The 13825-nt window shown below is 69.9% G+C and carries 11 protein-coding genes; 7 read left to right on the top strand and 4 right to left on the bottom strand.

Annotated elements, in window-relative coordinates:
• Window positions 1–34 precede the first annotated feature (34 nt).
• Entirely contained in the window at window positions 35–1384 is a 1350-nt protein-coding gene (locus tag WG923_RS04515; protein WP_340349741.1) for a glutamine synthetase family protein, read from the bottom strand.
• A 102-nt stretch (window positions 1385–1486) separates the two neighbouring features.
• Between WG923_RS04515 and WG923_RS04510 the strand changes: the two genes are divergently transcribed.
• The 4 genes from WG923_RS04510 (at window position 1487) to fusA (ending at window position 5975) form a co-directional block, all read left to right on the top strand.
• Window positions 1487–2332, top strand: coding sequence for an EamA family transporter (locus WG923_RS04510; RefSeq protein WP_340349740.1), 846 nt, complete (start codon window positions 1487–1489; stop codon window positions 2330–2332).
• 9 nt (window positions 2333–2341) lie between these two features.
• Window positions 2342–3190, top strand: a complete 849-nt coding sequence (locus WG923_RS04505) for a hypothetical protein (RefSeq protein WP_340349739.1) — start codon at window positions 2342–2344, stop codon at window positions 3188–3190.
• Window positions 3187–3846 (top strand): IspD/TarI family cytidylyltransferase, encoded by a 660-nt coding sequence (locus tag WG923_RS04500; RefSeq protein ID WP_340349738.1) that lies wholly within the window; start codon window positions 3187–3189, stop codon window positions 3844–3846. Before WG923_RS04505 ends, WG923_RS04500 begins: the two co-directional genes overlap by 4 nt.
• A 74-nt stretch (window positions 3847–3920) precedes the next feature.
• Entirely contained in the window at window positions 3921–5975 is a 2055-nt protein-coding gene (gene fusA, locus WG923_RS04495) for an elongation factor G (protein WP_340349737.1), read from the top strand.
• Between the two features lie 222 nt (window positions 5976–6197).
• Here fusA and WG923_RS04490 read toward each other — a convergent pair whose 3' ends face one another.
• From WG923_RS04490 to WG923_RS04480, 3 genes are all read right to left on the bottom strand, one after another.
• Window positions 6198–8183, bottom strand: coding sequence for a DUF6600 domain-containing protein (locus WG923_RS04490; protein WP_340349736.1), 1986 nt, complete (start codon window positions 8181–8183; stop codon window positions 6198–6200).
• A gap of 232 nt (window positions 8184–8415) precedes the next feature.
• Window positions 8416–9129, bottom strand: coding sequence for a GntR family transcriptional regulator (locus WG923_RS04485; RefSeq protein ID WP_340349735.1), 714 nt, complete (start codon window positions 9127–9129; stop codon window positions 8416–8418).
• A 107-nt stretch (window positions 9130–9236) separates the two neighbouring features.
• Window positions 9237–9962 (bottom strand): maleate cis-trans isomerase family protein, encoded by a 726-nt coding sequence (locus WG923_RS04480; protein WP_340349734.1) that lies wholly within the window; start codon window positions 9960–9962, stop codon window positions 9237–9239.
• A 290-nt stretch (window positions 9963–10252) separates the two neighbouring features.
• On the opposite strand from WG923_RS04480, the gene hydA reads away from it, so the two are divergent.
• The 3 genes from hydA to WG923_RS04465 all read left to right on the top strand — a co-directional run bounded on the left by hydA (window position 10253) and on the right by WG923_RS04465 (window position 13781).
• A complete protein-coding gene (gene hydA / locus WG923_RS04475; RefSeq protein ID WP_340349733.1) occupies window positions 10253–11674 on the top strand; it encodes a dihydropyrimidinase in 1422 nt (473 codons plus the stop codon).
• Complete coding sequence (locus tag WG923_RS04470; RefSeq protein ID WP_340349732.1) at window positions 11674–12423, top strand: aspartate/glutamate racemase family protein; 750 nt, start codon at window positions 11674–11676, stop codon at window positions 12421–12423. Before hydA ends, WG923_RS04470 begins: the two co-directional genes overlap by 1 nt.
• A 68-nt stretch (window positions 12424–12491) precedes the next feature.
• Window positions 12492–13781, top strand: coding sequence for an MFS transporter (locus WG923_RS04465; protein WP_340349731.1), 1290 nt, complete (start codon window positions 12492–12494; stop codon window positions 13779–13781).
• Window positions 13782–13825: the final 44 nt, after the last annotated feature.

Genomic DNA, 13825 nt, shown 5'->3' with positions numbered 1-13825 from the left:
AGGTGCATGGGGTTCTTCGCGCAGGAGCGCCGCCTCAGACGATCTCGAAGTAGCGGCGCAATTCCCAGTCGGTCACCGCATCCTGCCACTGCCGCCATTCCCAGTCGCGGGTGGCGGCGAAATGATCGACGAAGGTGTCGCCCAGCCAGTTGCGCGCGATGTCCGACTTGCTGAACACGCGCGTGGTCTCGATCAGCGTGCGCGGTGCGCGCGGCACGTTCTCGCCGCCGACGTTGGTGCCGGTGATGGGCGGCGTGGTGAGCTTCAGGCCCTTCTCCACCCCGTGCATCCCCGCCGCGATCACGGCCGCCATCGCCAGGTAGGGATTCACGTCGGAGCCGGGGCAGCGCGTCTCCAGCCGGGTGGCCTTGGGCGAGCCGGCCAGCACGCGGAAGCTGGCGGTGCGGTTGTCGATGCCCCAGGTCGGCTTGACCGGCGCCCAGAAGCCGTCGACCAGCCGCTTGTAGCTGTTGATCGTGGGCCACAGCATCGGCCCGAACTCCATCATGCAGGCGACCTGGCCGGCGAGGTAGCTCTCGAACAGAGCGCTCATCTTGCGCGGCGAATCAGCGTCGTGGAAGAGGTTGGTCTTGCCGTCCGACAGGCTCTGGTGGATATGGCCGCTGCAGCCGGGGAACTTCGGGCTCCACTTGGCCATGAAGGTGGGCATGATGCCGAAGCGCTTGCCGATCTCGCGCGCGCCGGTCTTGAACAGGATCGCGCGGTCCGCCTGCTCCAGCGCCGTCGAAAAGCCGATCGCCACTTCGTACACGCCCGGGCCGGTCTCGGTGTGCAGGCCCTCGATGGGCACGCCGAAGCTCAGCATCTCGTCCATCAGCGCATTGAAGAAGCCGGGGTTGTCGGCCATGCGCAGGATGGAATAGCCGAACATGCCGGGCGTGATCGGCTCCGGCGGCTGGCCGTTCTTGGCGGCCCAGGTGTGCGGGTCCTCGCGGAAGTTGAACCACTCGAATTCCATGCCGCACATCGGCTGGAAGCCCAGCTTTTCCGCGCGGGCCAGCACGCGCTTGAGCGTCTGGCGCGGGCACAGCGGGTGGGGCGAGCCGTCGGCGTTGACGAACTCGCCGAGGAAGAAGGGCACGCCGTTGTCCCAGGGCACGTTGCGCGCGGTGCCCAGGTCGATGCGCGCCAGCGCGTCGGGAAAGCCGTGCTGCCAGCCCGTGACCTGGGTGTTGTCGTAGGTGACGTCGTGCATGTCCCAACCCAGCACCACGTCGCAGAAGCCGAAGCCGCCTTCGGCCGCGCCCTCGAACTTGTCGATGTGCAGGTACTTGCCGCGCAGCACGCCGTCGATGTCGCTCACGGCGACCTTCACCTTGCTGGCGTGGCTCTTGCGCAGCTTTTCCAGGGCGGGGTGTTGCATGGCCGGTGGCGCTCCCAAACGTTGCACTTCGCGTCTGCTATCTTGACAGCCTTCGCCGCGGCTGTGTGGCGTCGTCCGTGGAGGAGAAACTTGCAGCAAGCCATGGTCCTGACCTGGCCCGTGGTGGCGGCGGTGCTGTGCGGCGCGCTGCTGCATGCGGGCTGGAACGCGGTCGTCAAGTCCAGCAGCGACAAGGCCCTGGACACCGCGGTGATCCACACCATGGCCTCGCTGGTGGCGCTGCCGCTGGTGCTCGCGGTGGGCCTGCCCAACCCGTCGGCGTGGCCCTACATCCTGGCCTCCGTCACGATCCACATCGGCTACTACATCGCGCTGGTCGGCGCCTACCAGCACGGCGAGTTGGGGCTCACCTACCCCTTAATGCGCGGCACGGCGCCGCTGCTGGTGGCGCTGTCGGCGGCGGCGACGGTGGGCGAGACGCCGTCGCCGCTGGCCTGGGCTGGCGTGCTGGCCGTGAGCTGCGGCGTGCTGGCGCTGGGCCTGTCGCGGCACGCGATGGATTCTCCGCGGGCGGTCGCGTTCGCGCTGGCCAACGCGGTGGTGATCGCGCTCTACACGGTGGTGGATGCGCTCGGCACGCGCGCCTCCGGCGATGCGCTGCAGTATGTGGCGGCCCTGTTCGCGCTGGAGGGCTGGCCCTTCGGCCTGCTGGTGCTGGCGCGGCGCGGCTGGGGGCGTGCGTGGCCGTACGCGCGCCAGCGCGCACCCGTGGCCCTGGTGGGCGCCTGCGCTTCGCTGGCCTCCTACGGCATCGCCTTGTGGGCCATGACGCGCGCGCCGGTCGCGACCATCGCGGCCCTGCGCGAAACATCGGTGCTCTTCGCGGCGCTGCTGGGCACCTGGCTGCTGAAGGAAGCGTTCACCTTGCGGCGCGCCTTCGGCACCGCGGTCATCGTCGCCGGTGTCATGGCCTTAAGGCTGGGCTAGAGTCGCGGCATGTCCGAAGCGGCCCTGCAGCGCATCGAATCGGGCCTGGCGGATGCCCGGGCCGCGCTGCTGCTTGGCGACCTCGAGACGCTGCACGCGCGGCTCGTCGCCACGCTGGACGCGCTGGCCGAAGTGACCGCCGCCGGGCTCGTGCCGCGCCAGCAGCGCACCGAGGCGCCGTGGGATGCCACGCGCGCCCTGCAGCTGGTCTGGGAACTGCTCGCGCGCTTCCACGCCGCGGACTGCCATGTCTTTCCCTACGCCGGCACCTTGCTGGGGCTGGAGCGCGACGGCCGCCTGCTGGCCGGCGACAAGGATGCGGACCTGGCCGTCTGGCTGGAGGACTTCGCGCTGGCCGGCCGCCTGCTGCAGCAATGGGGCCTGCAGCGCGCGACCGACGTGCCGCCCTTCGCCAACATGGCCACCTACGTCGAGCCGCGCACCGGCTGTTCGGTGGACCTGTTCGGCCTCTACCGCAATGCCGTCGCGCAGCGCACCGAGGGCGGCGCCTGGCTGTACGGCAAGCCCCCTTCGCACCAGCGCCTGCTGCTGCTGCCGTGGCTGGAGCTCGTCGAGCGCGAGACGCCGGCCGGCAAGGCGTGGTGGCCCGCGCCGGCACAGGCGCTGCTCGAGGCATTCTATGGCGACTGGCGCACGCCCGATCCCGAGTGGGACACGCTGATGTCCAACCGCGCGGTGCACGAGATCAACCTGAGCTGGTGGTGCTGGGCGCTGCAGCGCCTGGCGCAATGCTGGCTCACCGGGGACCTCGCCAAGACGCGGCGCTTGCTGGAGCAGATCGCCGGCCGCGCCGGCGAGCAGTCCTTGCTCGCCCGCTGGCGCGAGGCGCTCGCATGAACGACGTGCCGCGTCCGGAGGACGTGTCGGTGCTGGTTCCCGCGGCGGGCCTGGGCGAGCGCCTCGGTCTCGGCCCCAAGGCCCTCCTGCCCCTGGCCGGGCGCCCGGTGGTGGACTGGGTGGTGGACAAGGCACGGCAGCTCGGCGCCGAAGTGATCGTGGCCTGCGCCCCCGGCATGCAGGCGCCGGCGGGCGCGCGCGGCGTCGCCGGCGGGGCGACGCGCCAGGACAGCGTGCTCGCGCTTGCGGCCGCGGCGACGCGGCCCTGGTCGCTGGTGTGGGACGCCGCGCGCCCCTTCGCATCGCTGGACCTCGCCCGCCGCGTGCTCGCCGCCGCCGTGCCCGCCGGCGCGGCCACGGCCTGCCTCACCGGCGAAGTGCGCTGGCTCGTGCTGCAGCAGGATCGCGTGGCACAGGCGTTACCGGGCACGCAGGCCGGCCAGTCGCAGACGCCGCAGGCCTTCGCCACCGCATTGCTGCGGGCACTCACTCAGCGCGGCGCGCGCGAGGGCTGGCAGGTGCAGTCCACGACCGAACTGTTCCTGCTCGCCGGCCACGAGGTGCGCGCGGTTCCCGGCGAGAAGCTGAACCTCAAGCTCACCACGCGCGAAGACTGGTTGCTGGCCGAGGCGCTGCATGCACGATTGTTGAGCTGAATACATTGCGGCGCCGGCGCGGCCTGCGTAGGATGGCTTTCATCTTTCACTCCTCACCCAGGGAGGTTTCTCTCGTGGCAACCAATCGCGACATCGCCTCGCGCCGCACCGTGGCCCTCGTGGGCCCCAGCGCCGCAGGCAAGACCAGCCTGGCCGAAGCCTTGCTGTGGAAGGCCGGGGCGGTGGGCGCGCCCGGCAGCGTAGAGAAGGGCAGTACCGTGTCCGACCAGGACCCGCTGGAAAAGCGGGCCCTGCGCTCGTTGAACACGACGCTGCTCCACTTCACGCACCGCGACATCACCACGCACCTGGTCGACACGCCCGGCGCGCCCGACTTCCTCGGGCAGTCGCTGCCGGCGCTCGAAGCCGTGGAGACAGCCGCCATCGTGATCAACGCGTCGACCGGCATCGAGCCGATGGCGGTGCGCATGATGGAATGGGCGCAGCAGCGCGAGCGCGACCGCATCATCGTCGTCAACAAGATCGATGCGCAGGGCGTCAACCTCGAGGCGCTGGTGCAGCAGATCCAGGCCACCTTCGGGCGCGAATGCCTGCCGGTGAACCTGCCTTCGCAAAAGGGCGAGACGGTGCTGGACTGCTTCTGGAAGATGAAGGACGACGGCCCGCCGCCCGACTTCTCCTCGGTGGAGGCGGCGCACCGCGCGCTGGTGGAGCAGGTGGTGGAAGTCGACGCCGCCTTCGTCGAGCGCTACCTGAACGACGGCGACGTCGATCCCTCCGAGCTGCACGCGCCGCTGGAACAGGCGCTGCGCGAAGGCCACCTGGTGCCGATCTGCTTCGTGTCCTCGCGCACCGGCGCGGGCGTGCCCGAACTGCTGGACGTGATCGAGCGGCTGCTGCCGGATCCGACCGAGAGCAACCCGCCCGCCTTCCTCGAAGGCGAAGGCGAGGCCGCCAAGCCGATGCAGCCCGTGGTGGATCCGGACAAGCACGTGCTCGCGCACGTCTTCAAGATCACGCAGGACCCCTACGTCGGCAAGATGGGGGTGATCCGCGTGCACCAGGGCACGATCACCAAGGACAGCCAGCTCTATGTCGGCGACGGACGCCGCCCTTTCAAGGTCGGCCACCTGTTCATGCTGCAGGGCAAGGAACTCAAGGAGGTGGCCAAGGCGGTGCCCGGCGACCTGTGCGCCATCGCCAAGGTGGAGGAACTGCACTTCGACGCGGTGCTGCACGATGCGGCGGAGGATTCGCACATCCACCTCAAGCCGCTGGAGTTCCCGGTGCCGGTGCACGGACTGGCCATCACGCCCAAGCGGCGCGGTGACGAGCAGCGGCTGCACGACATCCTGCAGAAGCTGATCAGCGAAGACCCGTGCCTGAAGGTGGAGCACGTGGCGACCACCAACGAGACGGTCGTCTACGGCCTGGGCGAACTGCACCTGCGCACGCTGCTCGATCGCCTGCAGGAAGTGCACAACTGCCAGGTCGACACGCGGCCGCCGCGGATCGCCTACCGCGAAACCATCACCGCGAACGCCGAAGGCCACCATCGCCACAAGAAGCAGACCGGCGGCGCCGGCCAGTTCGGCGAGGTGTTCCTGCGCATCGAGCCGCTGCCGCGGGGCAGCGGCTTCCAGTTCTCCGACGAGGTCAAGGGCGGCGCGATCCCGAACAACTTCATGCCGGCCGTCGAGAAGGGCGTGATGGCGGCGATGGAGGAAGGCGTGGTCGCCGGCTACCCGGTGGTGGACTTGAAGTGCATCGTCTACGACGGCAAGCACCACACCGTGGACAGCAAGGAGATCGCTTTCGTGCAGGCCGGCAAGAAGGCGCTGCAGGCCGCGGTGCAGGCGGCGCGGCCCTGCGTGCTGGAGCCGATCGTGAACGTGGAGATCACGGCGCCCGAAGCCAACATGGGCGACATCACCGGCGACCTGTCGTCCCGGCGCGGACAGGTGATGGGCACCAAGGGCGAAACGGCGGGCACGCTCACCGTGGTGGCGCAGGCGCCGCTGTCGGAGCTGGCCAGCTACCAGTCGCGCCTGAACTCGCTCACCGGCGGGCAGGGGCGCTACACGATCGCGTTCAGCCACTACGAGCAGGTGCCGCCGACGGTGCAGCAGCAGCTGGCGTCGCAGTACAAGCTGAAGGACGAGGGCTGAAGGCTGAACCCGGGGTAACCCGTCGCCCCTGCGCAGGCGGGGACCCAGAGGAGCAAAAGCGGCCGATGGCCGCTTTTGTTCTTGGGGAGGCCGGGACCCCCGCCTGCGCGGGGGTGACGGCTGATGCCTGGGGTGACGGCTGATGCCGCGTGACGGCTGACGCCGGAGGCGGTGAAGCCACGTGACGCTGATATCGCGTGGCGGCTGACGCCCCGTGACTTCTCAGCGCCAGTGGCCCCGGCCGCCACCGCCTTGCCAGCCGCCCTGCCCCTGCCACCCGGGTTGCTGCTGCTCGCCGCCGCCCTGGTGCCGCTGCCAGCCGCGCTCGCCGTCGCGCCCGCGCGGGGCGGGAGCGACGTGGGGCGGCTGCTGCACCGGTCGCACCTGCTGCTGCGGCACCGGCACGGCCTGCTGCGGCGCGGCTTGCACGAAGGGGCGCACCGGCTGCGTGAACTGGCGCACCGGCGGCACATTGCTCGCCTCGCGCTGCTGGTGCTCGCGCTGCTGCCGCCAGGCTTCGGGCTGGGCGCGTTCCTGCTGCATGCGCGCGGCCTGCTCCTGCTGCGCGCGCTGCACCGCCTGGTCGCGTTGCCCGATGCGCGCGGCCTGCTCCTGCTGCTGGCGCAGCAGCTGTTCACGCTGGAAGCGGAGGTCCTGCTGCGCGCGCCCGGCTTCGGCCTGGCGCTGCTGCTCGCGTGCATTGCGTTCCGCGTCGCGCTGCAACGCGTTCTGCTCGCGCTGGGCGCGGAACTGCTCGCGCACTGCGGGCGGCGCCTCCCGCCCGCCACCGAAGAAGCGCGGCGCCGCGGCCGGCTGCACGGTCTGCACGCCGGCCGGCGGCTGCGCCTGCAGGCGCGTGGCCGGACGCTGCATGTCCGGACGCTGCACGTCCGCGCGGTGCCGATCCGGCCGCCCCGGCACCACGTTGATCTGCGAATGGCCGATGGTCTGCGCGTTGAGCGGCTGCCAGTGACGGTACACCGGCCGGCCGCGGCGGAAGTCGTCCTCGCCCATCGCCGTGACGGCGAACGGCCGGTTGCGCCACGCGTGGTTGCCGTAGTTGCGCGGATAGGCGTTCAGGTTGATGTTGTGGTTGGCGAAGCCCACGTAGCGCGGCGAGTGGCGGAAGGTCGGCCACCACGCCTCGCCCGGCGCAAGCGGATACCAGCCCACGCCGGGACCGGAGCCGATCGCCAGCCGCGTGCCGCCGCCGCCCAGGAACACCACCAGCGCCGGCGCGTACACCGGCCGGTGCGCCAGGCGCCCGGGCACCCACGCCCAGCGGTTGGCGATCATCGTCCAGCGCCCGTAATGGAAGGGCGCGAAGCCCCAGGGCGCGTCGTCGATCCAGGTCCAGCCCCAGGGGGAGATCCAGCTCCAGTGCCCGTAGCGATAGGGCGCCCAGTTGGCCACCTGCACGGTGGGATACCAGATGGCGCCGTAGTTCGGGTCCTGCGACCAGGTGCCGTACGGATCGAGCTGCGCGTAGCCGACCACGCCGCGCGGCACGTAGCGTGCCGCCACCGACTGGTCTTCGGCGCGATTGCGCTCGGCCGTCCAGAGCGAGAAGTCGTCCTGCACGTAGCCGGGCCCCTGCACCTGTGCCAGGAAGCGGCCGGCGAAGCTGGCGTTCTGCCCCGCGCCCATCTGGATGGATTCGCCGCCTTCGCCGAAGAGGGAGCCGAGGCCGCTTTCCACCGTCACGCGCGTCTCCCCGCTGCGCGCATCGACGTCGATGCGGTAGTCGCCGGCCTGCAGGGCACGGAACGCCAGGTTGGGCGTGTCGACCTCGATGTTCTCGCCCTGCGAGACGTCGCGCACGCGGACGTTGATCCGGCCCTGCTGCAGGATCACCTTGAGCGTGCGCTCGTCGAGGTCGATCACGCCCAGGTGGCTTTCGCCATCGAGGTGCAGGGTGGTGGTGCCGACCTGCAGTTCCGCGCGGGCGCCGCGGTCCGTCCACAGGCGGTCGCCGGGGGTGACGGGGCGGTTCGCCGGCAGGTCGGTCCATTCCTCGTCGCCCTGCGGCGCGAAGACCACGCCGCCTTGCCGATAGCTCACGTAGCCCACGCGCGCGGGCGGATCTTCGGTGTCCTGCGCGAAGGCGGCGCCGGCCAGCCCGATCAGGACGATCGCGGCAAGCCAGAAATAGCGCCACATGCGGCGGTGGTGCAAGGTGGTCATGGCGGGCTGCAGACGGGACTTCATGGTCACTCCCTCAACGCACGAGCGTGAACCCCTGCTGTGAAGCCACCGTAAATTCCGCAACCCACCGCATGGGCGAACCGGCCGCACGTGACTTCTTCACGGCACGGCCGGCGGCAGGCGGGAAAGCTGGCGCATCGACCGGGTTCGCACGGGGCGCAGCCCCAGCGTACGCCTGCCGCCGGACCAAAGGAAGATAGGGATAAATGCCTAGGAAACAGGCACGCCCCGGTCTTTACGTCGGCGCGCGGAAGATCGCTTCCAGGTCCGCTTCGCCGTTGGCGTTGTCGAGTTGCAGGCTGCCCTCGATGTGATCGAGGTGGTCCAGCATGATCTTCTCGGCGCGGGCCCGATCGCGCCTGGCCACCGCGTCGATGATCAACTGGTGCTCGTCGTCGCGGCAGCTTTGCGCCGTTGGCGCGTCGTACAGGAAGATCGTCAGGCAGGTGAGCATGCACAGCTCGCGCATCGTGCGCGCCAGCGCCGAATTGCCCGCCAGCTCCGCCAGCAGCGTGTGGAACTCGCCGGACAGGCGGATCACCGCGCGCTTGTCGCCGCGCTGGCGTGCCTCCGCCTCGACCTCGACGTGCTGGCGCAGGCGCTGGATCTTGTCGGGGCTGAGCGTGTCCACCAGCCGCCGCACCACGGCCGGCTCGATCAGGCGGCGCGCCTCGAACACGTCGCGCGCCTGCTCGGTGGTGGGCTTGGCGACGTAGGCGCCCCGCTGCGGGAACAGCTCGACGATCTGCTCGTGCGCCAGGCGCGCCAGCACTTCGCGGATGCGCGCGCGGCTGACGCCGAAGATGTCGGCCATCTTCTCTTCGCCCAGCTTGGTGCCGGGATGCAGGCGGTGCTCCAGGATGGCGACGTAGATGCGCTCGTAGATGTCGTCGACGCTGGTTTCGCGGTCGGCGCGGGCGGCGGGCGGCTTGCGCGCGGCTGCAGGCATGGGGGCGGGTTGCGCTCGGGCGGTTCGGGAGTGGCGGGCGATTCTAGCCGCCGCCCCGACGCCGGCGCCGGCGCCGCCTCCGCCATGACTGTGGTCGTGGTCGTGGTTCAGGCCCATCGGAACAATCCTCCCCATCCCGTGATGGCCGCGGGCGATGCGCCGGCGGCGCGCAGCAGGCCCCACACCGTGGTGCTCACCGTGTCCAGCAGGGGAATGCCGCGCTCGCGCTCGAAGTCCTCGGCCAGCTGCGCGGCGCGCAGGTTGGTGCAGTAGGTGGCGATCGCCTGCGGCCTCGCCTCGGCGACTTCGTCCATCAGCGTGCGCACGGTGCCGGGTTCGACCAGCCCGAAATCGTGGTTGACGCGGATGCCCAGGTGCCGCTCGGCGACCACCTCGATGCCCAGCGTGCGGTAGTTGTCCACGATGCGCTGCTGCACGTCCGCCGTGTAGGGCGTGACGAGCGCGATGCGACGGATGTCCTTCAGCGCGAGCAGCTCGTTGAGCGCCAGCACCGCCGTCGTCGCCGGGATGCCGGTGCGCTCGCGGATGCGTTCCACCAGCTGGCGATCGCGGTCGAAGCCGAGCCAGCCGGAGGAGGTGCCGCTCCAGCCGATCGCGTCCACCTTCGCGTCGGCGAGCAGTTCGGCCGCGGCCAGGATCTTGCTGTCGTCGAACTGGCCGAGCGCCTGCGCGTCCAGGGCGATCTCGGTCACGCGAAAGCGCGAGAAGTGCGCGCTGGCGCCGGGCAGGCTTTGCACGATCGCGCTCGTCAGGGGCTCCAGCGCGGTATTGGAGGAAGGGGTCAGCACCCCGAGTCGCAAAGGTTGGTTCATGGCGCAAGTCTAGAAGCACTGCGGCGCAAATGGTAGACATTTATCAATGCCGTTTGTCGACATTAGTGTAAACACTAGGCCCCATGACGGGCCGGCTCACGGATAGTTCACCGACCGTTCCCCGGGTGCCGGGCCGCACCGGGCGGCCCGGAAGTTGCTGATCCCCCTCTGGAAACCCATGATGAATCTGTCCCGCGACCCGCAATCCGCCCCAAAGACGTTGTCGACAATCATGTCTGCACTTTCTCGGGTCGTTTGCCGCACCGGCGTGGTGCTCCCCGGAGTCCGCCATGGCTGATGGCGCCCTCGACCTGGTGCTGCGCAACGCCCGCGTGGCCACTGCCAGCGACACCTTCGGATGCGACATCGGCGTTCGCGCCGGCCGCATCGCGCTGCTGGGCGAGGGCCTGCCCGCCGGCGTGCGCGAGATCGACGTGGCCGGCCGCACCGTCACGCCCGGCGGCGTGGATGCGCACTGCCACCTCGACCAGCCGATGGAAGGCCCCGCGAAGATGGCGGACGACTTCCTCACCGGCACGCGCTCGGCAGCCTGCGGCGGCACCACCACCGTCATCCCGTTCGCGGCGCAGATGAAGGGCCAGTCGCTCGAAGCCGCGGTGGCCGACTACCACGGGCGTGCCGAAGGCAAGGCCTGCATCGACTACGCCTTCCACCTGATCGTCAGCGACCCGACGCCGCGGGTGCTGGAAAAGGAACTGCCGTCCCTGATCGGCCAGGGCTACACCTCGTTCAAGGTCTACATGACCTACGACGACCTCAAGCTCGACGACGGGCAGATCCTCGACGTGCTGGAGATCGCCCGCAACCACGGCGCGCTGGCGATGATCCACGCCGAGAACGCGGACTGCATCGAGTGGCTCACGAAGCGGCTCGAGGCCGCCGGCCGCACCGCTCCGCGCTGGCACGCACATGCGCGGCCGATGCTGGTCGAGCGCGAGGCCACGCACCGCGCGATCGCGCTGTCCGAACTCGTGGACGTGCCGATCCTGATCGTGCACGTGTCGGGCCGCGAGGCGATCGAGCAGATCCGCTGGGCGCGCGGCCACGGCCTGTCGATCTTCGCCGAGACCTGCCCGCAGTACCTGTTCCTGACCGCCGAGGACCTCGGCATCGACGACAGCTACCAGGGCGCCAGGTGCGTCTGCAGCCCGCCGCCGCGCGACAAGGCCAACCAGCAACGCATCTGGGAAGGCCTCACCGACGGCCTGTTCACGATCTTCTCCTCCGACCACGCGCCGTTCCGCTTCGACGACCCGCAGGGCAAGAAGGTCGGCGGCGAGGAGGTGGCGTTCCGCCACATCCCGAACGGCATTCCCGGCCTGGAGACGCGGCTGCCGCTGCTCTATTCCGAAGGCGTGCTCGGCGGCCGCATCACGCTGCAGAAGTTCGTCGAGCTGACATCCACCAATCCGGCCAAGGCCTATGGCCTGCATCCCCGCAAGGGGACGATCGCGGTCGGCAGCGACGCCGACCTGGTGGTCTGGGACGAACGCGACTTCGTCGTGGACAACCGCGCGCTGCACCACGCAGTGGACTACACGCCTTACGAAGGCATGCGCCTGAAAGCCTGGCCCGGCCTCACGCTCTCGCGCGGCCAGGTGGTCTGGGATGGCAAGGCCTTCACCGGACAGCCCGGCCGCGGCAGGTTCCTGCCCTGCGCCGCCCCTTCCCTCCTGCCCAGGAAACCGTGATGCGCATCCTCCTTATCAACCCCAACATCAGCGACAGCGTCTCCGACCTGATTCGTGCCGAAGCGAAGCGCAGCGCCTCGCCCGGCACCGAGATCGAGGTGCTCACCGCCCCCTTCGGGGTCGCCTACATCGAGACGCGCTTCGAGGCGCTGGTCGGCGCGTACGCGACGGCGCAGCTCGCGGCCGAACATGGCCCGAAGTACGACGCGGTGGTGGTCGCCGCCTTCGGCGATCCGGGCCTGCAGGGCCTGCGCGAGTTGCTGCCGGTCCCGGTGACCGGCATGACGGAAGCGGCGCTCGCCAGCGCGCACCTGCTCGGGCACCGCATTTCCATCATCGCGATCTCGCAGCGCATCCAGGCCTGGTACCGCGAGACGGTGGAAAGCTACGGCTTCGGCAGCCGCCTGGCCAGCATCCGCGCGCTGAACCGGCCGCTCTCGAGCATCGGCGGCGTGCAGGAAGAGCACGCGCAGGCCCTGAAGGAACTGGCCGAACGCGCCGTGGACGAAGACGGCGCCGAAGTCATCATCCTGGCGGGCGCCCCCCTGGCGGGCCTGGCCCGCTCGCTGCACGGGCAGTTGCCCGTTCCGGTGGTGGACGGTGTCTCCAGCGCCGTGCGCCACTGCGAAACGCTGGCCGCGCTCAAGCCCTGCCGTGCGGTGCGCGGCAGCTTCGCGCTGCCTCCCGTCAAGCCCAACAAGGGCCTGCCCGCCGGCATCGCCGCGCTGCTCGCTGCGGGCCAACACTGATTCCCCTCATTCCGTCAACCGGAGAGATTGCCTTGAAAAACCCACCTGCCGCCGCAGCCGTCATGGACATGCCCCTTCCCCACTCCAGCGCCGCTTCCACCGCGACGCCGACGAAGGTGCGCTGGAAGATCTTCCTGATGATGCTGTTCCTGATCTCGGTGAACTACATCGACCGGGCCTCGCTCTCGGTGGCGATGCCGCTGATCGCCAAGGAATTCGACATCGGCCCGGCGGTTCAGGGCCTGCTGCTGTCCTCCTTCTTCTGGACCTATGCCTTCATGCAGATTCCCGGCGGCATGCTGGCGGACCGCTTCGGCCCGCGCATCGTGATCGCGGGCTCGACGCTCGGCTGGGGCTTCTTCCAGGCCGTCGCGGCGGTCTGCACCGGCTGGGTGGGCCTGATGTTCACGCGCCTGGGCCTGGGTGCCGCCGAGGCGCCGATCTACCCTGCCGGCGGCAAGCTCAACGGCATCTGGATGACGCAGAACGAGCGCGGCCGCGGCGCCACGCTGCTCGATGGCGGCGCCCCGCTCGGCGCGGCCCTGGGCGCGCTGATCATCGCGGGCCTCATTTCGGAGTTCAACTCCTGGCGCACCTCCTTCGTGGTGGCCGGGGTGGGCACCATGGTCTGCGGCTTCTTCGCCTGGTGGTACATCCGCAACCATCCGCGCCAGCATCCGGCGGTGAACGAGGCCGAGGCCGCGTACATCGAGGCCGCGCAGGCCGCCGAACCGACCAACGTCAGCGGCAACGTGCTGCACTTCTTCAAGTACCGCTCGGTGTGGGGCATGTTCTTCGGCTGGATGTGCTTCAACTCGCTGTTCTACGGCCTGCTGACCTGGATGCCCACGTACCTGTCGAAGGTCCACGGCCTCGACATCAAGCAGATGGGCGGCGCGATCTTCATCATGTTCTTCTCCGGCTTCGTCGGCGAAATGGTCGGCGGCTGGATCGCCGACAAGTGGAAGGCCGCCGGCGCCTCGCAGGCCAAGGTGCTGCGCACCCTGTTCGGCATCGCCGCGGTGATCGCCACGATCGCGATCTTCAGCGTCTCCAAGATCAAGGACCCCGTCACGGTGGTCGTCATGCTGTCCGTCACGCTGTTCTTCCTGCGCTGGTGCGGCCTGTTCTGGGCCATCCCCTCGATCATCGGCACCAAGAAGCGCGTCGGCTTCCTGGGCGGCACCATGAACCTGGGCGGCAACTGCGCCGGCATCGGCGTGCCGATCCTGGTCGGCGTGATCGTGCAGGTCACCGGTTCGTACGACATGGCGCTGATGCTGTTCACCGCCGCCGGCGCGGGCCTGTTCGTGTGTTCCACCATGCTGATCGACTACAGCAGGAAGCTGCCGGTCTGATCCCGCGAGCGGCTCGCCGGGTCCGGCGGGCCGCAGCGACCCAG

The sequence above is a fragment of the Ramlibacter sp. AN1133 genome (assembly GCF_037890035.1).
Classification (GTDB): Bacteria; Pseudomonadota; Gammaproteobacteria; order Burkholderiales; family Burkholderiaceae_C; genus Ramlibacter.
Note: the sequence above shows the minus strand (reverse complement) of the source record. Positions and strands in the feature narration are given on the sequence as shown.

What these genes read in the sequence shown, in the direction of transcription:
- WG923_RS04485 (WP_340349735.1), bottom strand. Translation starts at nt 9,129, where the DNA reads ATGCCTGCAGCCGCGCGCAAGCCGCCCGCCGCCCGCGCCGACCGCGAA.
- WG923_RS04480 (WP_340349734.1), bottom strand. Translation starts at nt 9,962, where the DNA reads ATGAACCAACCTTTGCGACTCGGGGTGCTGACCCCTTCCTCCAATACC.
- WG923_RS04470 (WP_340349732.1), top strand. Translation starts at nt 11,674, where the DNA reads ATGCGCATCCTCCTTATCAACCCCAACATCAGCGACAGCGTCTCCGAC.
- WG923_RS04490 (WP_340349736.1), bottom strand. Translation starts at nt 8,183, where the DNA reads ATGAAGTCCCGTCTGCAGCCCGCCATGACCACCTTGCACCACCGCCGC.
- WG923_RS04465 (WP_340349731.1), top strand. Translation starts at nt 12,492, where the DNA reads ATGCCCCTTCCCCACTCCAGCGCCGCTTCCACCGCGACGCCGACGAAG.
- WG923_RS04515 (WP_340349741.1), bottom strand. Translation starts at nt 1,384, where the DNA reads ATGCAACACCCCGCCCTGGAAAAGCTGCGCAAGAGCCACGCCAGCAAG.
- WG923_RS04500 (WP_340349738.1), top strand. Translation starts at nt 3,187, where the DNA reads ATGAACGACGTGCCGCGTCCGGAGGACGTGTCGGTGCTGGTTCCCGCG.
- WG923_RS04510 (WP_340349740.1), top strand. Translation starts at nt 1,487, where the DNA reads ATGGTCCTGACCTGGCCCGTGGTGGCGGCGGTGCTGTGCGGCGCGCTG.
- WG923_RS04505 (WP_340349739.1), top strand. Translation starts at nt 2,342, where the DNA reads ATGTCCGAAGCGGCCCTGCAGCGCATCGAATCGGGCCTGGCGGATGCC.
- hydA (WP_340349733.1), top strand. Translation starts at nt 10,253, where the DNA reads ATGGCTGATGGCGCCCTCGACCTGGTGCTGCGCAACGCCCGCGTGGCC.